The organism is Mobilicoccus pelagius NBRC 104925 (assembly GCF_000247995.1).
GTDB classification, from domain to species: Bacteria; Actinomycetota; Actinomycetes; order Actinomycetales; family Dermatophilaceae; genus Mobilicoccus; species Mobilicoccus pelagius.
Genome location: NZ_BAFE01000001.1, coordinates 44,411 through 65,639, shown reverse-complemented (window position 1 = coordinate 65,639; position 21,229 = coordinate 44,411). Strand labels below are relative to the sequence as shown.

At 74.1% G+C, this 21,229-nt stretch carries 15 protein-coding genes; 4 read left to right on the top strand and 11 right to left on the bottom strand.

The genetic code is table 11. The annotated features are described in order from the left end of the window. Positions 1-12 precede the first annotated feature (12 nt). The 5 genes from MOPEL_RS00290 to MOPEL_RS00270 all read right to left on the bottom strand — a co-directional run bounded on the left by MOPEL_RS00290 (position 13) and on the right by MOPEL_RS00270 (position 4,981). The gene (locus tag MOPEL_RS00290) at positions 13-948 is read right to left on the bottom strand and encodes a CoA transferase (protein ID WP_009760502.1); all 936 of its coding nucleotides are present in this window, start codon (positions 946-948) and stop codon (positions 13-15) included. Then, positions 945-1,646: a GNAT family N-acetyltransferase gene (locus MOPEL_RS00285; RefSeq protein ID WP_009760501.1), complete on the bottom strand. Its 702-nt coding sequence runs from the start codon at positions 1,644-1,646 to the stop codon at positions 945-947. Before MOPEL_RS00285 ends, MOPEL_RS00290 begins: the two co-directional genes overlap by 4 nt. Before the next feature lie 97 nt (positions 1,647-1,743). Then, a complete protein-coding gene (locus MOPEL_RS00280) occupies positions 1,744-3,297 on the bottom strand; it encodes a hypothetical protein (RefSeq protein WP_141631089.1) in 1,554 nt (517 codons plus the stop codon). A 155-nt stretch (positions 3,298-3,452) separates the two neighbouring features. Next, positions 3,453-3,785, bottom strand: coding sequence for a hypothetical protein (locus MOPEL_RS00275; protein ID WP_009760499.1), 333 nt, complete (start codon positions 3,783-3,785; stop codon positions 3,453-3,455). Between the two features lie 131 nt (positions 3,786-3,916). After that, positions 3,917-4,981, bottom strand: coding sequence for a CapA family protein (locus tag MOPEL_RS00270; RefSeq protein WP_009760498.1), 1,065 nt, complete (start codon positions 4,979-4,981; stop codon positions 3,917-3,919). Positions 4,982-5,266: 285 nt separating this feature from the next. Here MOPEL_RS00270 and MOPEL_RS00265 point away from each other — a divergent pair, with 285 nt between their 5' ends. Both MOPEL_RS00265 and MOPEL_RS00260 read left to right on the top strand, forming a co-directional pair. Next, positions 5,267-6,274, top strand: coding sequence for an aldo/keto reductase family protein (locus MOPEL_RS00265; protein WP_009760497.1), 1,008 nt, complete (start codon positions 5,267-5,269; stop codon positions 6,272-6,274). A 188-nt stretch (positions 6,275-6,462) separates the two neighbouring features. Next, entirely contained in the window at positions 6,463-8,325 is a 1,863-nt protein-coding gene (locus tag MOPEL_RS00260; protein ID WP_009760496.1) for an alpha/beta hydrolase, read from the top strand. On the opposite strand, the gene recD is transcribed toward MOPEL_RS00260, so the two are convergent. The 5 genes from recD to MOPEL_RS00235 all read right to left on the bottom strand — a co-directional run bounded on the left by recD (position 8,318) and on the right by MOPEL_RS00235 (position 18,464). Continuing rightward, positions 8,318-10,318 (bottom strand): exodeoxyribonuclease V subunit alpha, encoded by a 2,001-nt coding sequence (recD, locus tag MOPEL_RS00255; protein WP_009760495.1) that lies wholly within the window; start codon positions 10,316-10,318, stop codon positions 8,318-8,320. The two genes, MOPEL_RS00260 and recD, sit on opposite strands and share 8 nt — an antisense overlap. Then, positions 10,315-13,716, bottom strand: coding sequence for a UvrD-helicase domain-containing protein (locus MOPEL_RS00250; protein ID WP_009760494.1), 3,402 nt, complete (start codon positions 13,714-13,716; stop codon positions 10,315-10,317). Before MOPEL_RS00250 ends, recD begins: the two co-directional genes overlap by 4 nt. Beyond that, on the bottom strand, positions 13,716-17,240 hold the full coding sequence (recC, locus tag MOPEL_RS00245; protein WP_009760493.1) for an exodeoxyribonuclease V subunit gamma: 3,525 nt from the start codon (positions 17,238-17,240) through the stop codon (positions 13,716-13,718). The genes MOPEL_RS00250 and recC overlap by 1 nt, the downstream gene beginning before the upstream one ends. Positions 17,241-17,459: 219 nt before the next feature. Continuing rightward, positions 17,460-17,936 carry a MarR family winged helix-turn-helix transcriptional regulator gene (locus tag MOPEL_RS00240; RefSeq protein WP_040632126.1) on the bottom strand — a complete coding sequence of 159 codons (477 nt, stop codon included), beginning with the start codon at positions 17,934-17,936 and terminating at the stop codon, positions 17,460-17,462. Positions 17,937-18,122: 186 nt separating this feature from the next. After that, positions 18,123-18,464, bottom strand: a complete 342-nt coding sequence (locus MOPEL_RS00235) for a hypothetical protein (protein WP_009480864.1) — start codon at positions 18,462-18,464, stop codon at positions 18,123-18,125. Between the two features lie 188 nt (positions 18,465-18,652). Between MOPEL_RS00235 and MOPEL_RS00230 the strand changes: the two genes are divergently transcribed. Together MOPEL_RS00230 and MOPEL_RS00225 are read left to right on the top strand one after the other, a co-directional pair. Next, positions 18,653-19,726 (top strand): ArsO family NAD(P)H-dependent flavin-containing monooxygenase, encoded by a 1,074-nt coding sequence (locus MOPEL_RS00230; RefSeq protein WP_009480863.1) that lies wholly within the window; start codon positions 18,653-18,655, stop codon positions 19,724-19,726. Between the two features lie 28 nt (positions 19,727-19,754). Beyond that, on the top strand, positions 19,755-20,297 hold the full coding sequence (locus MOPEL_RS00225) for a methylated-DNA--[protein]-cysteine S-methyltransferase (protein ID WP_009480862.1): 543 nt from the start codon (positions 19,755-19,757) through the stop codon (positions 20,295-20,297). A gap of 22 nt (positions 20,298-20,319) precedes the next feature. On the opposite strand, the gene MOPEL_RS00220 is transcribed toward MOPEL_RS00225, so the two are convergent. Further along, complete coding sequence (locus MOPEL_RS00220; protein WP_009480861.1) at positions 20,320-21,153, bottom strand: MOSC domain-containing protein; 834 nt, start codon at positions 21,151-21,153, stop codon at positions 20,320-20,322. Between the last annotated feature and the right edge of the window lie 76 nt (positions 21,154-21,229).

The window sequence follows — 21,229 nt, the reverse complement described above, 5'->3', positions numbered from 1 at the left end:
ACGAATGCTGCCCTAGTGGCCGGTCTGCGTGCCCGCATTCCGGAGTGCGACGAGCGGCACGTCGTGCTCGCGTGCCCACTCCTCCCACTGCTCCGCCGGGCGGGTGGAGAACACCTCGGCGTACGCCGCGGCGTCGTTCTCGATGCCGAGCACGTCGAGGGTGCGCGTGAGGAAGTGCGGTTCGAGGGCGGCGACCGCGACCCATCCCGTCGCCGCCGGGTACACGGCGTAGGCGGGGTTGCCGCCGCCGAGGAAGGCGTCGGGGACGGTGAGGCCGTGGCGGGCGGGAGCGGCGAAGTCGTGTGCGGTGTCGGACAGGGCGATCTCACGACGGCAGCCTCGACCCGAGGCGTCACGCAGGCGGAGGGCGACGAGCGCCTCGGAGACGACCCGTTCGGCGCCGGAGAGGTCGGCGGCGAGCGTCACCGGCAGCGACGGCGGCCGCAGCAATCCCTCGACCGCTTCGTACGTGAGGTCGTGACCGGCGACGTCCGCAGCCGTGCCCGGGTGACCGACGATGTCGATCTGGACGAGGCGCGGGTACCGCTGCCGGAGGGTGTCGAAGTCGAGCCCGAGGCGGCGGAGCGCGGACGGCCGGGACGACGTGACGAGGACGTCGGCCTCGTCGAGGAGTTCGTCGAGGCGTCGGCGGGGGTCCTCCGCCTTGAGGTCGAGGGTGCAGACCTCCTGTCCACGGTGGAGCTCGGCGAACCACGTGCGGGAGTACTGCTCGAGGGGGTCACCGGCCGGCGGCAGAACCGTCGTCACCTGCGCGCCGAGGTCCTGGAGGCGCCGCACGGCGACGGGTCCGGGCACGTTGAGGGCGACCGAGACGACGCGGACGCCCGCGAGCGGTGCGGCCTCGGAGATCGTCGGGGCGTCGGGGGACGTCGTGCCGTCGGAGAGCGTCGGGACGGGGCCGGTGGTGGCCGGGGTCTCGTCGGTCACGGGGACTCCTCGTTCCAGAGTGCGGCGGTGGCCTCGGACAGGCGGAACACCTGGCGTCCGTCGACGGCGCCCTCGAGCCAGGCGACGTGGACGGGTTCGAGCCTGCGCCAGTCGTCGTCGGTCATGGCGTACCAGGCGGTGTCGCGGTTGCGGCCCTTGTGGACGAGGGCGTTGCGCCACGTGCCCTCGTAGCGGAAGCCGAGGCGGAGGGCGGCGGCCCGCGACGGCGCGTTGAGGGCGTCGCACTTCCACTCGTAGCGCCGATACCCGTAGGCGAACGCGTGTCGCGCGAACATCGTCATCGCCTCGGTGGCCGCGACGCTGCGACGGAGGCGGGTGCCGTAGCTGATGCCGCCGATCTCGGCCGACCCGAGTGCGGGCTGGACGCGCAGGTAGCTCGCCGTGCCGAGGACGGTGCCGGAGGGGTCGGTGAGGACGTGGGGGATCCAGCCGTCGGCGACGAGGTAGCCCTCGACGATGCGTCGCATGTCGTCGACGCCCGACGGGGGCTCGGGGCCGAGGTAGGTCCACTGCGCGCGGTCGGGGCCGAGGGCCTCCCACAGGCCGGGGGCGTGCTCGGGCCGTAGGGGCGCCACGGCGACCTCCCGACCCGTCGCCGTGAGCGGCGCCAGGGGTGCCGGTGGCGTCCACGACACCGGGGGGCCCACGGGCTGCCCGAACTCGTCCTCGTGCGCCATGCGCGACATCCTGTCAGACGGGGCGCCACGGGCGGGGCGACGACGGTCTCCTCCGCGCGGTGACGTTCGACGCCGGTCCCGACCCGGCATCCGCGGGTCATCCGACGGTCCGTTCCTCGACGAGCTTCTCCCGCTCGACCTTGGCCTCGGCGCCGAGACCGACACGACCGAGCTCACCCGAGATCGTTGGCTCGGCGACGGTCTCCGTCTCGTACGTCGCCTCCGTCATCCGCACCGTGCCGTCACGTACCTGCGGGGAGTCGGCGGTGAGGTTTCTCGTCTCCGCGATGAGCGCGACCGTGCGTTGGGCGGCCGACCCCTTCCTGCCGATCCCCTTGGTGCGGGCGATCTCGTCGACGCCGTTGCGGAACCGGCGTGCCTCCTCGGGGGTGAGGACGCGGGCCCACCGCTTCTGGTACCGGTTGTCCTCGCCGGCCTTCTGCCTGGACGACGAGAGGAGGAGGATGCTCTGCCCCTCGGGACCGGTGCGCATCGTCGCGGTGACCTCCCCGGAACCGCCGTAGGTCTTCTGCGTCGGGCCTTCCTCGTCGAACCAGGGATGTTCCGCCTGCCCTCGGGCGAAGAGGGCGAGGGTGTCCTCGCGGCTGCCGTCCCGGGCCTGTTCGTGCCGGACCCGTGCCCCGGCGGCCGCGCTCGCCCCGACCCCACCCGCCTCCTCCCCGGTGTGGATCGGGTTCGCCGAGGACGGGTCGTAGCCGACCGACCCCGTCGCCTCGACCTCGGCCGACATGCCGACCGCCTCGACCCGCAGCAACCCGGGTGGGAGGGGGATATTCGTGATCGCCGCCGTGCCGAGGAGGGCGAGGGCACGGGCGGCCTTCACGTCGGCCTCCCCGCGCGAGGAGGAGTACCAGACGAGGTCCACCGCCCCCGACGTCGTCGCCCCGATCGACGCGTCCGGCATCCCTCCCGCGATGTCCTTGCCCCCGACCTCGAACTTCGCGAGCCTCGGTGCGACCTCGACGCCGAGGGTGCCCACGGTCGTGACGGTCGTGCGCCACCGACCGTCGGAGAGGAGAGTCTGCTCGACCCGGAGGGTCCTGTCCCCGACGAGGACCTGGTAGGTCGCGGTCCCCGACGCCTCGTAGGTCTCCCTGCTCACGACGGACGGTCCGAAGGGGTCGCGGCCCGGCAGCGGGACGGGCCCGGGAGGGGCGAGGCGGGCGATGTCGGCAACCGTCTGGGCGGCGGCCTCCGCGACGGCGCGACGCACGCCGGCGGCCTCCTCGACGAGGAGGTCCATCGTGCGGCGCGTCGACTGCACCCGCCGGTCGAACGCCTCCGAGGACATCGGGGCCAGGCCGGGGACGAGCGAGGGGAACGCCGGGCGCGCGCGGGCCTCGGCCCGGGCCTCCTGGAGACGGGCCCACGTCGTCTCCGCCGCTGAGCGCACGACGTCCATGCGACGGATCGCGTACTCGACAGCGGTGGCGCACCGGTCGACCTCCCGGTCGAGTCCCGCGAACGACTCGCGTGCGGCGGCGAGCATCGGCCGGTACGCGGTGCGGGCACGGCGGTAGGCGTCACCCTCCGCGCCCGCCCAGCTCGCGGTGCCGGCGCCCTCGATCCGCGCATCCCACCGCTCCGCCTCCGCTGCGACGGCCCGATAGCCGCGGGCCGCGGCACGCATCGCCTCCGGCCGGCAGTCGATCGTGAAGAGATGCCGCGGGAATGCCTCCGTCGGTCCCGCGGCGTCCGAAGGCGGGAGGAGTGGGGGCCCGAACGAGGAGGTGCCGGGTGTGGGCGGGGTGCCTGGCCATCCCCCGCCGGTGCCGCGGGTCGCGCTCACCACGGGAGGGCCGCGCGGATCTCGTCCCACCGAGAGGTGCCGCTCGCGTCGGCCCCCTCGAGGGCGGCGGCCGCACCCTCGACGGATGTGGCGAGCCCAGTGAGAGAGGACGACCAGCCCACGAGGGCGGGCTCCCAGGCGCCGCGGAACCGGGTCGCGGCCTCCTCGACGGCGCGTGCGCCCTCGCCGGCGCCGGTGATCGGCCCCGGACGGGTGCCGCGGGCGGCCTCGGCCACCTCGTGGAGCGTCCTCGCGGTCGCGCGGAGGTGATCGGTGTCGGCGGCGAAGGCGGCACTCCCGCCACCCCCGCCGGTACTTCTGCTCGCCATGACTGCCCCCGTCCTCGGATCGGAGGTGTCAGTCCACCTCCTCACCGACCCCGCGAACCGTCGCGTGCCGCCGGGTTGTGGACGGCCTACCTACCGCGTCCACGGCTGTGGACGAGAGGCCTTGCCGCAGGTCATTCCGGCCCCTGGGCAAGCCCCGAACACGTCCTCGCGGACTCTGCGAGCCGATCGAGACGCGCCGCGGACGCCGTCGGGCGCTCCGGCACTCCACCGGTCGAGATGAGCTTCGGCGTCCACGTATACGCGCGGACGAGCGACGGACCGGACGTCCGCTCCTCCCCCTCCTTGTCGCCACGCTCCCGGGCGGCCTTCGCATCGACCGTCAGGGTGAGCACACCGGAGGAGCGCGACTCGCGGCTCGTGTTGTACCAGACGAAGTTACCCGTGCCGTAGCCGACGAAGGCGCGCCCGTTCCATCCCGCGCCCTGCGGCCGGTGCGCGTGCGTGCCGACGATGACGTCGACACCCGCGTCGCGGAGGATGCGGGCGGTCTCGACCTGTCGCTCGTTCGGGCACGTCGACCCCTCGGTGCCCCAGTGGAGGAACGCGACGACGAGGTCGTGACCGGCCACCGCCTCCTTCGCCGCCTGCGTGAACCGGTCGCGGCGGACGTTCTGCGCCACACCCGGGGAGTCGGGGCCCGCCGACCAGTTCGCGTACGTCTCCTCGGGCACCTCCATCGACCCGATGACGCCCACCCGGACCCCCTTCACCATGACGGTGAGGGGCTCGTAGGCCTTCTTCTCGTCGGCGCCGAACCCGACGACGGGGATAGGGCTCTTCCCGATCGCGGCGAGGGTGTCCTCCACCCCCTGGCGGCCGTAGTCGGCCGCGTGGTTGTTCGCCATCGTCACCGCGTCGACACCGCTCGCGGCGAGCTTGTCGAGCGCCTTCGCAGGGGCGCGGAACGTGTACGTCTTCGCCGCCGGGCGGCCACGCTCGGTGATCGCCGTCTCGAGGTTGACCATCGCGAAGTCCGCGGCGGCGAGCTCGGGCAGGCGGGAGGTCCACGTGGCGTCGGAATCCCCGAGCAGGGCCGCGACCTGACGGGCGAAGTGCACGTCACCGGCGAACGCGAGGCTGATCGTGTCGGGGTTCTCGGACTGCGGGGACGCGTCCTCGGTCGCCGTCGCCGACCCCGGGGACGCCGGAGCCGGCGTCGCGGGCGCGGGGGTCACCACGCGCCCGGTTCCTTCCGGCCGCGCCGCGTCGTCCTTCGGGATCCCGCCGCAGCCCACCAGCAGAGCGAGACCGGTCGCAGCGACGACCGCGGCCGGCGGCACACGCGGTGCCGACACGCGCCTCCGATCACCACGCAGCCCAGGAGTTCTCGTCCCGCCGTCGCCGTGGTGCGTCCCCGAGTCGATCGTCATGGCGGCAGCGTAGGGGCATCACCGCCACCGCGGAGGTCTCCGACACCCCGGCCGGCGGCGAACGACGCCCGCGCGCCTAGCCTGACGATCATGGAATTCCGATACCTCGGCGACAGCGGCCTCAAGATCAGCGAGATCACGTACGGCAACTGGCTCACCCACGGCAGCCAGATCGAGAACGAGCAGGCTCAGCGATGCGTCCGCAAGGCGCTCGACCTCGGCATCTCGACGTTCGACACGGCCGACGTCTACGCGAACACGAAGGCCGAGACCGTCCTCGGCGAGGCCCTCAAGGGCGAACGGCGCGAGTCCCTCGAGATCTTCACGAAGGTCTACTGGCCCACCGGGCCCGCCGGACACAACGACTGCGGCCTCTCCCGCAAGCACATCATGGAGTCCATCGACGGCTCCCTGCGTCGCCTGCAGACCGACTACGTCGACCTCTACCAGGCCCACCGCTACGACGCGGAGACCCCGCTCGAGGAGACGATGCAGGCGTTCGCCGACGTCGTCCGCGCCGGAAAGGCCCTCTACATCGGCGTGAGCGAGTGGACCGCCGACCAGATCCGCGCCGGCCACGCCCTGGCGAAGGATCTCGGCGTCCGGCTCGTCAGCAGCCAGCCGCAGTACTCGATGCTGTGGCGCGTCATCGAGGACGAGGTCGTGCCCACGTGCGAGGAGCTCGGCCTCTCCCAGATCGTGTGGAGCCCGATGGCGCAGGGCGTCCTCTCGGGCAAGTACAAGCCCGGGCAGCAGCCCGCCGAAGGCACCCGCGCCGCACACTCCGAGGTGGGCGGGTCGATGGGCGACTTCATGCAGGACGACATCCTCGCCGCGGTGCAGAAGCTCGTGCCGATCGCCGCGGACGCGGGCCTCTCGATGCCGTCCCTCGCCATCGCGTGGGTGCTGCAGAACGACAACGTCACCGCCGCCCTCGTCGGCGCCTCCCGCCCCGAACAGCTCGAGGAGAACGTCAAGGCCGTCGGCGTGCGCCTCGACCCCGAGATCATGCGCCGCGTCGACGAGGCCCTCGGCGACGTCGTGCAGCGCGATCCGGCCCAGACCGCCGCCCGCGCCCCCAAGGAACGCCCCTGCTGACACCCCTCCCCGCGCCCCGAGCGCGACGAGGAGGACGCGGCACCGCGGAACGGCTCCGACCCGGAACAAGGCGAGGGCGAACCGTGTTGCCGAATCGTCCGATTCGTTCAGGTCGGGCTCCCCGAAGGCATCGTCGCCGCTCCGCGAACCGCCCTCGGCGGCGGCCCGCCACAGCCCGAGGATCTCCGATGCCCGCTCGACGCAGAACCCTGAGCACCACCCCCCGCCACGACGTCCCCGGGCGGGGGCACCCCTGGCGGGGGCTCCTCCTCGGCGCCTTCCTCTGCCTCGTCAGCATGGTCGGCGCCTCCCTCGTCCAGACCGACATGGGCCGCGTCGACATCACCGACATGCGCTGGCAGACGGGCAGCGGCCGCACCCTGAGCGGCCTCCTCCTCGTGCCCGAGGGCGCCTCGCCGGAGGACCGCAGGCCCGCCGTCGTGACGACGCACGGCTGGTACAACACCAAGGAGATGCAGGACCTCAACTACGTCGAGCTCGCCCGGCGCGGCTACGTCGTCCTCGCCCTCGACATGTACGGGCACGGCAACTCCGACGACCTCGTCGGCGACGACTACCAGACGGCTGCCACCGGCATGAGCGACGCCGTCGAGTTCGTCTCCACCCTGCCGTACGTCGACACGGGCCGCATCGGGATCACCGGTCACTCCAACGGCGCCCGTGCGTCCGACCTGGCCGTGCGCGCCGACAACGCCCGACCCACCCACCTCGTCCGATCGGTGCTCCTCGTCGGGAACGACGCCACCTACGTCGACGATGCGGGCCGCCCCACCGACGTCTACGGCGACCGCGCGGCAGGCGTGGTGGCCGCGCAGTACGACGAGTTCTTCTTCCGCACGCGCCGACCCGACGGGACAGTGACGCCTCCGCGGGACTACATCCACCAGCCGACGGCCCAGTCCTTCCTCGCCTTCGGGACCACCCCGAGCGAGGAGCGGGAGGCCGGCACCCTCTACCGGAGCGGCGACAGGATGCGGGTCGTCTACACCCCCGACCAGATCCACCCGTGGAACCACTTCTCCAAGGAGGTCGTCGGCAACGTCGTCGACTTCTTCGACGCCTCCCTGGGTGCGCCTCGACCCCTTCCGGCCGGCGACCAGACCTGGCAGTGGAAGGCCGCGTTCAACGCGCTCGGCCTCGTGGGGTTCGCCCTCGTTCTCTACAACCTCGTGCTCGTGCTGCTCGAGACTCCGTTCTTCGCCTCGCTGCGGGCCGTAGGCCCCGTACGGCCACTCCCCGCCCCCCGGGGTGCCGCACGCGGCTGGTTCTGGGGCACCGCGATCGCCGGGGTCGTGTTCTCGATCGCGAGCTACCTCGTGCTCTTCCCCTGGGCGATGACGTCACGCCCGGGCTGGCTGCACCAGGCGCCGTCCTTCTACATCGGATGCTGGGCGCTTGCGACGGGGCTGTTCACGGCCTTCCTGCTCGCCCTGTCGTGGTGGGCCACGGGCCGCCGCTCCGGGGTGGGCCTGCGCGAACGCGGCCTCGTCCTCTCCTGGCGCGACGCGGGCAGGACGATCCTCCTGGCCGTGCTCGCCGTGGCGGGGGCCTACGCCACGGTGTTCCTCGCGAACTGGCTGTTCCACACCGACTACCGGCTGTGGGTGCTCACGATGAAGGCGTTCGACGCCGACAAGCTGCCCATCGCCCTGAGCTACCTGCCGTTCCTCGCGGTGTTCTACGTCGTGAACTCCGTGGCGATCAACTCGTTCAACTTCGTCGAGGGTCGCCGCCGCGGCACCAACCTCGCGCTCCTGGCGCTGCTCAACGTGCTGCCGGTGCTCGTCATACTCGCGGTGCAGTACGGGTGGTTCTACACCCACGGCCTGTCGTTCACGGAGTCGTTCCTCACCCCGCCGCTGTCGAACATCATCGGGATCTGGCTGTTCCCGCTCGTCGTGTACTTCCCCGCGGCGGCCGTGCTCGATCGGCTCGTCTACCGGCGGACCCGCAACCCCTACCTGGGCGGGCTCGTCATGGCGCTCGTCCTCACCCTCGTCACCGTGACCAACACGCTCACGCTCACCTGACCCCCGCGGCCAGGCGGGCGGCGAGGCCGCTCGCCCGCCTGGCGCGGCGGTGGAGGGCGGCGCACACGGTGTCCTCGTCGCCGACGAGCGTCACCGAGCGACGGGCGCGCGTCACCGCCGTGTAGAGGAGTTCGCGCGTGAGGAGGGCGGAGTCCCCGGGCGGGAGGATCACTGTGATGTCGTCGGCCTCGCTGCCCTGCGCCTTGTGGACGGTCATCGCGTGCATCGTCTCGACGTCCGACAGACGGGTCGCGGCGAGCGCGAGCGTCCCGCCCGCGGCGGCGAGCACGGCCGTCGGCGGCGCACCCACCTCGTCGGGCGCGAGGACGACCCCCGTGTCGCCGTTGTAGAGGCCGAGGGTGTGGTCGTTCGTCGTGACGAGCAGCGGCCGCCCGACGTACATGAGGTCGTAGAGCGCGTCGCCCGTCTCCTCGGTGAGCCACGACTCGACGCGCCGGTTCCACGTGCGCACGCCGTGCGGGCCGGAGCGGTGCGCGCACAGGACGCGGTGGCGCCCCAACGCCGCGAGAGCCCCCTCGGCGTCGCGGGCACGGGCCGCCTCCCGCACCGCGACCGCGTGGGAGACGAGCTGCGGGCGAATGACGGGCGCCGGGTCCTCGTCGTCGACGAGCCGCATCCCCTCCCCGCGTCGCAGGACGTCGAGGACGGTGTCGGCGTCGCCGTCACGCACGGCCCGGGCGAGCTCCCCGATCGCGCCCGTGTACCGGTGCGACCCGGTGAGCCGGACGATCGTCGCGACCCCCCGGCCCCTGCCGCTCTCCCCGGGGTCGGCCTCGGCCGACCCCGCGTCGGAACCGGTGTCGACGGGAGTGTCGCCGGTGCCCAGGTCGTCGGCGCCACCGAGGCCACCGACGAGGTCGCCGAGGACGGCACCGGCGTCGACGGAGGCGAGCTGGTCGGCGTCACCGACGAGGACGAGCCGCGTCGTCGGCCGCAGCGCCTCGAGGAGCCGCGCCGTGAGCGTGAGGGAGAGCATCGACGACTCGTCGACGACGACGACGTCGTGCGGGAGGGTGTTCGTCCGGTCGTGCCGGAACCGGGTACGGGATCCCGGCCGCCAGCCGAGGAGGCGGTGGAGCGTCGACGCCTCGAGTCCCTCGAGGCGTGCGCGGGCGTGCTCGGGAAACCGCGCGGTGGCGTCGGCGACCGCCTCCTGGAGTCGGGCGGCGGCCTTGCCCGTCGGTGCGGTGAGAGCGATGCGGGGCGGGGTGCCGGTCCCGTCGTCGAGCTGGTCGACGAGGACGGCGAGGAACCCGGCGATCGTCGTCGTCTTGCCGCTGCCGGGGCCGCCGGTGAGGACCCCGGTGCCGGCGTGGACGAGTCGCGCCGCGGCCTCGCGCTGCTCGGCGTACCCGGCGTCGGGGAACACCTCGTCGAGCCCGCGGCGGAGGAGTGTCGCGTCGACGGCGGGCACATGCGTACGGCGACGCAGGAGGAGGTCGGCGCAGACGCTGCGCTCCTCCGCCCAGTACCGGTCGAGGTAGAGCAGTCCGTCCTCGAACCGGAGCACCCCCGCCGCGACGAGCGGACTCGCCGCCACGGCCACCGCCCACCGCACCGGCTCGGGCCAGGGCAGGCCGCCGGCCGGGCCCGCCGCAGCACCCCCAGCGATCCCGTCGGCGGTCGTCCCGGCCTCGGCGGCAGCCCCGGGGGTGCCGGTGATGTCGTCGTCGGCGGTCGGGTCGTCGACGACCTCGGGGGCCAGTTCGTGGGCCTCGGCGAGACGCAGGCACGTCGACCCGTCGCGGACGACGCGCACGAGGAGGGCGAGCGCGAGCCACACGTCCGGGTCGGTCTCGCCGGCGAGGGCGCCGAGGCGGGTCGCGACGTGGACGTCGGCCGGGCGGAGGTATCCGGCGGCGTTGAACGTCGCGAGCGGCTCGGGCGCGCGGAGCGCGACGCGGGCGTCGACGGGCGAGGCGGCGAGGGCCGTGAGCCGCGCGAGCGGGGAGTCGGCGGGTGGGGTCGTCATCGGGTTCCTCCGTCGAGCAGGGCCGAGATCTCCTCGACGAGCACCGCGGGCGGCTGCCACGAGAACACACCGCAGGGCCGACCGTCGACGAGGGGCGTCTCCGGCCCGCACATGCCGCGGACGTAGAGGTAGAGCACGCCGCCGAGGTGCTGCTCGGGGTCGTACCCGGGCAGGCGCCACCGCAGGTAGCGGTGGAGGACGACGGCGTAGAGGAGGGCCTGGAGCGGATAGTCGGAGTGCCGCATCGCCGCGTCGAGGTTGTCGGGCACGTACGCGGCGGCGGTGAGGGGCTCCTCGAAGGGGCCGAGCCAGTTCGTCTTGTAGTCGGCGACGAGGTAGCGACCGTCGACGCGCATGACGACATCGAGCGAGCCGGTGAGGTAGCCGCGGAGGAGCTGGCCGCCGAGCTCGGGGCGGTCCAGTTCGTCGGCGTAGGGGCGGATGGGGTCGTCCTCGGGCAGGTGGGCGCGCAGGAGGGCGGCGATCTGCCCGAGGCGCACGTCGGCGACGTCCCCGGGGACACCTCCGGCACCCGCCTCGTCGCCCCCGCCGAGGGGCAGTTCGAACTCGACCTCGCAGAGCCGTTCGCCGCGGCCGATGTCGCGGAGGGTGGCTCCGGGGGCGAGGGGGCCGAGCGGGGAGTCGCAGACGGCGACGAGCGCGTCGGCGAGGTCGTCGGCGTCGAGCTCGATCGGCCAGAGCACGCGGAGCTCGGCGATGCGTTCGAGGAACTCCGCACGCAGGTCGGGGGCCTGCGGATCGGCCTCCTCGAGGACGCCGTGGACGAGGGAGCCGAACCGGGTGCCGAGCGGCAGATCCGTCATCGGCGAGGGGAGATCGCCGGGCAGCGTGGGCGGTTGCTCGACGCGGAGGTCGGCCTCGTCGTCGGTGCCGAGGACCTCGGGTTCGCTCGTGACGACGGCACCGAGCGCGTGGACGCCCGCGTCCCGGGTGAGGGCGCTGTAGCTCGTGCGGCGCCAGGCGAGGTCGATGGTGCGCGTGAACGTGCGGACGGCGAGCTCGCCCGGCGGCGTGGGCGGTGCGGGCTCGGGCGTCTCCTCGCGTCGGGCGGGTTCGACGACGGGCCCACCTGCGGCCTCCCACCGCCGCAGGGTCGCGACGGTGGTGACGTCGTCGGCGACGGGCACGGTGTCGGGTACCTGGGCCTCCCCCGGGCCGCGGCCGAGGAGGAGTCGGTGCAGGGGCGCACCCTCGGTGTTCTTCGTCGGCGCCCACCAGGTGACGACCTGGGCGCGGGCGCGGGTGAGCGCGACGTAGGCGAGACGGAGGGACTCGCCCGCCTCCTCCTCGGCGTGGGTGGCGAGCGCGTCCCGTCGTCCGGGGTGACGTCCGCCCACGTCGACGGCGCGGGCGCGGTGGCCCTGCGCGTCGGGGGGCAGGTGGTACGTCGGCCGGTCGGGTTCGGGCACCCAGCGGTCCCAGAGGTAGGGCACGAAGCACACGTCGTACTGGAGGCCCTTGCTGCCGTGGATCGTGACGAGCTGCACGGCCGCGGCGTCGCTGTCGAGACGGCGGCGCCGCGTCGACCCGCCGGCGCGACGGGCGTCCTCGCGGAGGTCGGTGAGGCGCCCGATGAGCGCGACGAGTCCGAGGCGGCCGACGTGGGCCTCCTCGTGGAGGATCTCCGCGACATGGCGGAGGTCGGTGAGGTCGCGTTCGCCGCCCTGGAGCGAGAGCATCCGGGAGGAGAGCCCCTCCGCGTCCAGCATCGCCATGACGGCCGCGAGCCCCCGGGTGGCGAAGAGGTCGGCGTACCGACGCATGCGCCCGGCGAGGGCGTCGGTGAGGCGGTCGCCGCCGCCGTCGAGGTCGGCGGCGGAGTAGCCGAGGAGGTCGGTGAGCGCAGCGGCCCGCACGAGGCCGGTGCGGTGGGGGGCGTCCATCGCGACGAGGAGCGTGAGCCAGTCGGCCGCGGCCTGCGTCTCGAGGACGCTGCCCGTGCCGGCGAGGACGGCGGGGATCCCGGCCTTCCGCAACGCGTCCCGCACGGCCTGGAGCTGGCGGGAGGTGTGCGCGAGGACGGCGACGTCGCCGGGGCGCACGGGGCGGGCGTGCTCGCCCTCGCCGAACGTCGCTCCCGAGGCGAGGAGTGCGCCGATCTCGCCCGCGACGTCCGTGGCGACCCGGCTGCGCATCGTCGCGACCGGCGGCAGACGGTCGGAGCGCCACGTGAGGGTGGACCTGTCGAGCACCCGCACGCGGAAGGGCGCGTCGGACGGCGCGCCGGAGATTCGCGACCCCTCGTGGGCGGCCGAGACGGGACGCACGACGATGCCCGCCTCGCCGAGCTGCGCCCCCTCGAGGACGACCTGGAGGGGCGCGAGGAGTGCGTCGTCGGTGCGGTGGTTGCAGCCGAGGGTGCGGCGGACGTCGGCGGTGCGGGCCGCGTCGAGGTACGTGACGACGTCGCCGCCGCGGAAGGCGTAGATCGCCTGCTTGGGGTCGCCGATGAGGACGAGGGTCGAGTGGCCGGAGAACGCCCGGTCGAGCACGGCCCACTGGACGGGGTCGGTGTCCTGGAACTCGTCGACGAGGACGATGCGCCACCGGCTCCGCATGCGGGCGGCGGCCGGGGAGTCCTCGTCGGCGAGCTCGGCGGCGAGGCGGGTGAGGAGGTCGTCGTACCCGAGGAGGCCGCCCCGACGCATGCGCAGCGCCATCTCGTCGCGCACGGCGCGGGCGAACCCGACGCGACGCGCCGCCGGGGACCCCGCGGGCGGGTCGGACGGTTCGATGCGGGCCTGGGGGTTCTCGACGACGTCGGCCGCGATGGCCCGCGCCTCGGCGAGGGAGAACACGGGCGTCGCCTCGTCGTGGGCGAATCCGCGCAGGTAGAGGTCGTCGACGACCTCCCGCAGGAGGTCGCTCACGTCCTCGACGAGCTGGGCGTCGCGTTCGGTGTCGCCCGCGACACCGAGGGAGCGCAGGACGATCTGGCAGAAGCCGTGGGTCGTCGCGATCGTCGCGGAGTCGAACCCCGCGAGGGCGGCGACGAGGCGTTCGCGGCGGAGGGCGAGCTCGGCGGCGTCGGCGTCGAGGAGGAGGTCGACGAGCGCGTCGCGGCGCTCCGGCGGGGGCGGATCGGCGAGGGCGCGCACGGCGTCGACGAGGTGCTCGCGGACGCGGGCGCGCAGCTCCTGACTCGCGGCGCGGCCGAACGTGACGACGAGCATCTCCTCGAGCGTCGCCACGCCCTCGGCGACGTACCGGGTGACGAGCGCGCCGATCGTCCACGTCTTGCCAGTGCCCGCGCTCGCCTCGAGGAGGACGGTGCCGGTGGGCAGGGGGGCGCGGACGTCGAACGTCTCGAGTCGGGGCGTCTCCGCGGACGGTACGTCGTGCGCCGGGGTCGTCGCTTCGTGGTCGTGCGCGCTCATCACACCCGCCTGCCGTTCGTGATCTCGGGCTGCCACACGCGGACGGCGTAGCGGCCGAATCGGGTGGGTTCGTCGTTCCACGTCTCGTCGGGGCCGGACCCGGCGAAGAGCACCTCGAGGGGGGCGCCGTCGCTGTGGATGCGGGCGAAGGAGGGGTCGGCGTGTTCGCCGGGGAAGGCGCCGCGCTTGCGGTCGGTCTCCCAGGCGCGGCGGGCGGCGTCGACGGGCGCGGTCGTGTCGCGCCCCGCATGGGGATCGTCGGCCTCGACGTCGCGGCGGCGGGAGGCGGCCTCGGCGTAGGCGAGGGACGCCTTGGGCGGCAACGGGATCGGTTCGCAGAGACCCCGGTCGCGCACGTCGACGAGGTCGGCGAGCCACTGCGCGGCCGCGGTCGGCGGCAACGGTCCCCACACACGATGCACGGCGCCGCCGCGTTGCCGGGCGACGACGTGGGCGACCCAGGGCCCCTCGGGGTGGGCGACGGTGAGCGCGAGGAGGTCGATCCAGGCGCGGATGCGGGACTTCGCCGAGAGGGCCGAGTAGGAGACCGTGAGGACGTCGGTGCCGTGCACCCCGGTGACGGTGCCGGTGAGTCGGCGACCGCCGGGGAGGACGGCGGTGAGGTCGACCGCGCGGGCCTCGCCGACGCGGACGGGGGCGGCGGCCGCCATGAGTGCGTGGACGACGCCGACGACGCCGGTGACGGCCCGCTCCCCGAGCTTGGCCGGGGGCACGAGGCCACGGGAGGCCTCGGCGCGCACCGCGTTGTCGGGATGCACGCCGGCGAGGGCGTCGTGGAGGATCCGGTCGCCGACGCCCCACGTGCCGAGCCCGTCGAGCTCGACGGGGATCGCGTCGAGGTCGGACTCCTCGTCGCGGAGCGGTTGGACGTCGAGACGTTCCCGGAGGAACGCGCGCGCCGGGTTGGCGAAGAAGGCCTGGAGGTCGTCGAGGGCGACGTCGCCGCCGGCGTCGGGACCGGTGGGCAGCGGGCCGGTGAGGAACGGGTCGCGCGGGGTGCGGTGCGCGGCGAGCGCCAGGGCGCCCTCGAACGCGGCCCGGTCGAACGTGAACGGGGCGTCGGCGTCGAGGAGAGCGGGGTCGAACGGCTGGAGCGGGTGGGCGTGGAGCACGCGAGGGGTGCCGTCGTCCCTCGTCACGTCGTCGGCGAGGCCGGAGATGGTGTCGAGGAGTTCACCGACGGGCACGGCCGGGGGCCGGGTGGAGCCGTCGACGTCGCTCGCGCCGCCGTACGTGAGGACGAGGTGTTCCCGCGCGGCCATGAGGGCGTCGAGGAGGAGCTGGCGGTCCTCGCTGCGGCGGTCGCGTTCGCCGGTGCGGGGGTCGCGGAGGAGGACGTCGTCGCCGTCGAGGGTCTCGGCGCGGGGGAATGCGCCGTCGTCGAGTCCGACGAGGGCGACGACCCGGTGCGGCACCGAGCGCATCGGCACCATCGTGCAGACGGTGAGGGTGCCGGTGCGGAAGTTCGCGCGGGTGGGGCGGCCCCCGAGGCGACGTTCGAGGAGACGCCGTACGTCGGCGAGGCGCATGTGGGTGTCGGTGCGGGCGGAGTCGGCCACGGAGACGAGCTCCCGGTCGAGCTGGGCCTGTTGCCACTCGTCGGCGGTGGCGACGGAGGTGAGGGCGGCGACCCCGCCGCGCAGGGCCGCCATCCACTCGTGGACGCCGTCGGCGGCGCGGACGGCGTCGAGGACGGCCGCGACGCGATCGGTGAACTCGGTGAAACGACCGACGAGGTCGATGTCGCCGGAGCCGACGTCGTCGACGGGCAGGACCGGGCCGAGGTGGTTGCGGTCGCCGAACCCGGTGTCCCCGGCGTCGCCGTGCGTCGTGACGCCGTCGGCCATCGCGACGCCGAGGAGCAGCCGGTCGAGGCCGGCGCGCCACGTGTTCTGGTCGAACGCGGCGAGGCGGTAGGTCTCGCGGTGGGCGGCGTCGAGGCCCCACCGGATGCCGGCCTGCTCGATCCACGCCTCGATCTTCTCGACGGCGTCGTCGTCGAAACGGAAACGGCGGGCGACGGCCGGGTGGGTCGCGAGGTCGAGCATCTGCGAGACGGTGACGCGGCCGGCCGCGAGGTCGAGCAGGGCGAGGGTGACGTGGAAGAGGGGGTTGGTCGCGACCAGGGAGCGGTCCGCGAGGCGGACGCGGAATCCGTGGGCGGGGTGGGCGAACTCGCCCGCCTCGTCGCCGAGTCCGAACGCGGCGGCGAAGAGGGGTGCGTACTCCTCGATGTCGGGGACCATGACGAGGATGTCGCGGGGTTCGAGGGTGGGGTCGTCCTCGAGGAGTCCGGTGAGGACGTCGCGGAGCACCTCCACCTGGCGGGCGGGACCGTGACAGGCGTGGATGCCGATCGAGTCGTCGCGCGGGTCGATCACCCGAGCGCGGCGACGTGCGGCGTCGGCGGGGTGGTCGTCGGCGAGGTCCTCCTGCAACCAGGCGAGGAGGGTGTCGCCCCGACGGTCGCGCCCTCTGGGGTCGACGGGGTCGGCGGACTCGACGGGTCCGTGGTCGATCGCCCCGCACCCGACGAGGCTGCGTTGCAACTCGCGGGCGTCGCGGCCGAGGGAGGCGAGGAGCGGGTGCCGGACGTGCCGGACCGAGGCGTCGTCGGCCCGGCGGATCGGTCCGTCCGCGACGACGTCGGTGAGGCGGTCCCACGCGACGGGAGAGGCCTGCGGCAGCCACAGGTGCACGTCGCGGTGCGTGGCGAGCGCGGCGAGGAGGTCGATCTCGGTGCTCGCGAGGCGCGTGTGCCCGAACATCGAGAGACGCGGGGGCAGGTCGAGCTCGACGGAGCCCTCGCGCAACGCCGCGACGACCGCGGCGTGGCGGACGTCGGGCGGGGTCACCGGGTCGAGATCCCCACCGAGGGCGGGGCCGACGGCGTCGTCCGAGGTCGCGGGGGCCTCGGTGATGCGCTCGACGACGTGCCGCCACAGCGGCGCCTGCCAGTCGAGGTCGCCCTCGGTGCCGGTGAGTTCGCCCCGGCGCCATGCGGCGAGGAGCTCGGGGCGCTGGAGGGCGTAGTCGGCGAGGAGACCGGCGAGGTGCCGGGCGACGGCGTACCGGCGGCCGAGGCGCAGCTCCGCCTCGAGCCCCTCCTTGCCGCGGCCGAGGTGCCGGGCGACGGTGCGCAGCCACGGCTCGTCGAGGTGGGTGTCGAGGACGTCGAGGACCGCCCACGTGAGCCGGTCGAGGGACCACGGGTCGTCGGCCCCGCGGCCGGAGAACGTCGAGCGGCGACCGGTGAGGAGTGCCACGAGGGAGGCGGGCGAGACGAACCGCACGCCTGCGCACACCCCGTCGGCACCGAACGCGGTGGTGCCGGTCGTACCGAGGCGGTGGGACAGCTGCTGGGTGAGCCAGCGTTCGATGCCCTTGGCGGGCACGACGACGAACTCCTGCACGAGCGGGTCGGGCAACGGCTCGGCGAGCATCCCGGCGAGACCGGCCGCGAGCGCCGCGGTGTCGACCCCGCGATGCAGGTGCAGTGCCATGTCGCCCTCCTCGTGCCCGGGTCACGGGCGCCCGACGACGCCCGGCCCCACCGCTGCGTGAACGGCGCCGTTCACCTCATCGGTGGGATCTGCTCCGAGACTAGGCGTCGTCGGCGACAACCCTTCGACGACGAGCATCTCAGGGCATCACACGCACGAGAGTCCCTGGGGTTCAGGGGGTTCGTCGGTGGCCGAGCCACCGAGGAGGTGTCCGGACGCTCAGTCCGACGCGGGCGCCGCGGCGGCGGCGATGCGTTCGTCGAGGCGGGTGAGGACGCGCTCGAACGCGTCGAGATCCTCGGCGGGGATGTCGTCGAAGAAGATGCCGCGGACGAGGCGGGCGTGACCGGGCGCGGCCTGCACGAGGCGGTCGCGACCCTCGTCGGTGAGCACGGCGAACGCGCCGCGTCCGTCGTGGGTGCACTCCTCGCGCCGGACGAGCCCGCGCTTCTCCATGCGGGTGAGCTGGTGGGAGAGGCGACTGCGTTCCCACTGGAGGGCGTCGGCCAGCTCGGCGATGCGGTACCGCTCCCCCTCGGCCTCACTGAGCTGCACGAGGACGGAGAAGTCCGCGGTCGAGAGGCGCGAGTCGGCCTGGAGCTGTGCGCCCAGCGCACCGGGCAGGGCGCCGGTCACGGTGAGCCACCGGCGCCACACGCGCTGGCTCCGATCATCCAGCCACGGTGAATCCGTCATTCCCCCAGTATGACAGTGATGCATCATCTAGTCGGTCGACTGGGACGCAAGACCAGGACGTCCGCCCACACCTCTCTCCGAAAAACCCGTCACCGCAGGCGGATCGGCCAGGACGGCCTCGGAGACATGAGCCACGCCACACGGCCGGCCGGGTGCGTCTCCGTGGTGCACCCGGCCGTCCGGCGCTCACGCGGCCTGTGAGGTCGTGGCCGCCGCAGGGGCCGGGACGTCCGTCGGACTCGTCCCCGCGGAGGGCACGCGCGACGAGGCACCCGACGGCGCCGCGCCCTGCGCCCCGCCCTGCTGCTGCGCACCCGGCCCGTCGTCCTGCTGCTGCCCGCCCTGCGAGCCGCCGCCGGGTCCGCAACGGTCCGGCGGGGTGGTGGCCGTGTCGGTCGTCGCGGTGGTGCCGGAGCCGGCGCCCGGGGTGGGGGTGTCGGCGGAGGCGAGGGTCGCCCCCGCGAAGGCGAGGGATCCGGTGCTCACGAGAGCGGCTGCGCCCATCGCGATCTTCGTCCTGGTGGTCATCGGTGGTCCTCCCGTCGTGGGGTGTCGGAGCGGTTCCGACCCGACACCTCGAGGGTCGACGTCGGACCTGTCAGGACGCCATGAGGGGGATTGCGGCGAGCCATGCGTTTCCGGGTGCCGCCGAGACGTCGTGCGGCGAGGTCGGCGACCCCCTGCCGTCGCCCGGCGCGGGGTGCCAGGATGGGGCGATGGACGTCGTCGTCATCGGTGGTGGTCAGGCGGGACTCGCGGCCGCGTTCTATCTGCGGCGGGCGGGGCTCGAGTACGTCGTCCTCGACGACGCGCCGGAGCCCGGTGGGGCGTGGACGCACACGTGGGAGTCGTTGCGGTTGTTCTCCCCGGCGGAGTTCTCCTCGCTGCCGGGGTGGCAGATGCCTCCGTCGCGCGGCGGGAATCCCGACGCCGCGCACGTCGTCGACTACCTGCGGCGTTACGAGGAGCGGTACGAGATCCCCGTCGAACGTCCGGTGCACGTCACCGAGGTGCGGCAGGCGGCGGGCGGATTCGTGGTCGTGGGGGTCGACGGCGCCCACGAGACGCGCACGTGGCGGGCGCCGGTGGTCGTGAGTGCGACGGGCACGTGGTCGCGGCCGTTCGTGCCCGCGATCGACGGTCGGTCGACGTTCCTCGGCCGGCAGCTCCACTGCTCCCGCTACGTCTCGCCGGCCGCGCACGAGGGGCGCCGCGTCATGGTCGTCGGGGGCGCGAACTCCGGGGCTCAGATCGCCGCGGACCTCGCGCTGGACCCGGCCGTGCCCGAGATCCTCTGGTGCACGCTCGACGAGCCCCGGTACCTGCCCGACGACGTCGACGGTCGCGAACTCTTCCGCCTCGCGAGCGCACGCGTACGGGGCGAGGAGGGGGCACGCGGGGTCGGTGGTCTCGGCGACATCGTCGTCGTCCCGCCGGTGCGTGAGGCGCGCGACACCGGTGCACTGCGACGTCTGCCGATGCCCCAGCGGCTCACCCGCACCGGGGCGGTGTGGGCCGACGGGACGACGCGGGAGTTCGACGACCTCGTCTGGTGCACGGGGTTCCGGCCGGCGTTGCGACACCTCGACGGCCTCGACCTACCCCGGGAGAGCGGCCACGTCGTCACCGACGGCCCGCGCGTCGAGGGCGTCCCCGGCCTCTACCTCGTCGGCTACGGCGACTGGGCGGGCCCGGCCTCGGCGACGCTCATCGGCGTCGGCCAGTGGGCGCGCGCCGCCGTCGACGACGCCTGTGCGCTGCTCGGCCGGGGCACCGTGCGGCGTCGCTGACCCGCGGGCGGGGGCGATACTCGGGGTCATGACGACCCCGCCGGACGCTCCCCGCCGCCCCAGGACCCACGGGTCGCCCGGGCCGCGGATCCACAGCAGCGTCGACACCCCCGTCGGCGAGGTCACGCTCGTCTCCGACGGCACGCATCTCGTCGGGGTGTACCTCGACGGCCAGAAGCACCGGCCCGACGTGGCGACGTTCGGCGCCCGGGACGATGACGCGGCCCCGTTCTCGGAGGCCCGTCGACAGCTCGGGGAGTACTTCGCCGGCGAGCGCACGGCCTTCGACCTGCCGCTCGCCCCGGTCGGCACCGCCTTCCAGCGAGGCGTGTGGGCCGCGCTCGCCCGGATCCCGTACGGGCAGACGCGCAGCTACGCGACCCTCGCCGCGGAGGTCGGGCAGCCGGGCGCCTCGCGGGCGGTCGGGGCCGCGGTGGGCCGCAACCCCATCAGCGTCGTCGTGCCGTGCCACCGCGTCGTCGGTGCGAACGGTGATCTCACCGGCTACGCGGGCGGTGTCGAACGCAAGCGCGCCCTCCTCGACCTCGAACGCGACCACGCCTCGGCCTGACCGCCGTTCGGTCGCGGAAGGGTCAGAGGGGTTCGACGTCGTCGCCGACGGCGATCACGCCGTCCTGCTCGGGCACGAGGTTGACCGCGAGCCACGTGCTGCCGTCCCAGCGGCGGTGGGCGGCGAGGGTGCGGATGGGGTCCTTGCCGCGGCCGAGGTCGTCGGGGTCGATCGTCGTCATCACACAGCGGGCGACGAGGGAGGCGCGGCGCAGGACGACGTCACCGATGCGCATGCGCTCCCAGTCGTCCTCGGCGAACGCGGCCTCGGCGCCGCTCACGAGGACGTTGGGGCGGAAGCGGCGGGCGTCGACGTGGACCGGCTCCTCCCCGCGGGCCCGGGCCGCCTCGGCCGCCCACGCGTCCACCTGCACGACGGACTCCTCCGACAGGAGCGTCACCGGGTAACCGTCCTGAAACGTCGCCATGCGCTCCACCCCGCTCCTCGAGCGCCGCGGTTGCGGCTCGGCGCAGCGGACGAGGTGGAGGTCGTCACGGCCGAGGGCCCGCTGCAGCCATGCGTCGGCGGCCTCACCCGCGGGGCGTCCGACGAGGTGGGTCCGACGGAACAGCCGCACGTCGCGGTCGCCCTCATCCGAGTAGGCGACGTCGAGGGGGGCCACGCCCGGTGCCTCGAGGCGCAGGTCGGCGGCGGTGTCGCCCGTCGCGGGGGTGCTTGCGCAGACCGTGAACAGCCTCGGCTCCTGGCGGGCGGAGACCATCTCGCCGGAGTCGTCGACGACCATCCACTCGCGGTCGCCCCGCAGCCCGGCGGCGGTGACCTCGGCCCGCGCCACGCGCCGGATCGCCGTGCTCTTCACCGGGTGGATCCCGATCGCGGTCACCCGCACACCCATGACCGTCCTCCTCGTGCCGTCGTCGCGGTCGGTACCGACCGTCTCGCGGTCATCCTCACATCGCCGCGGGCGGCGT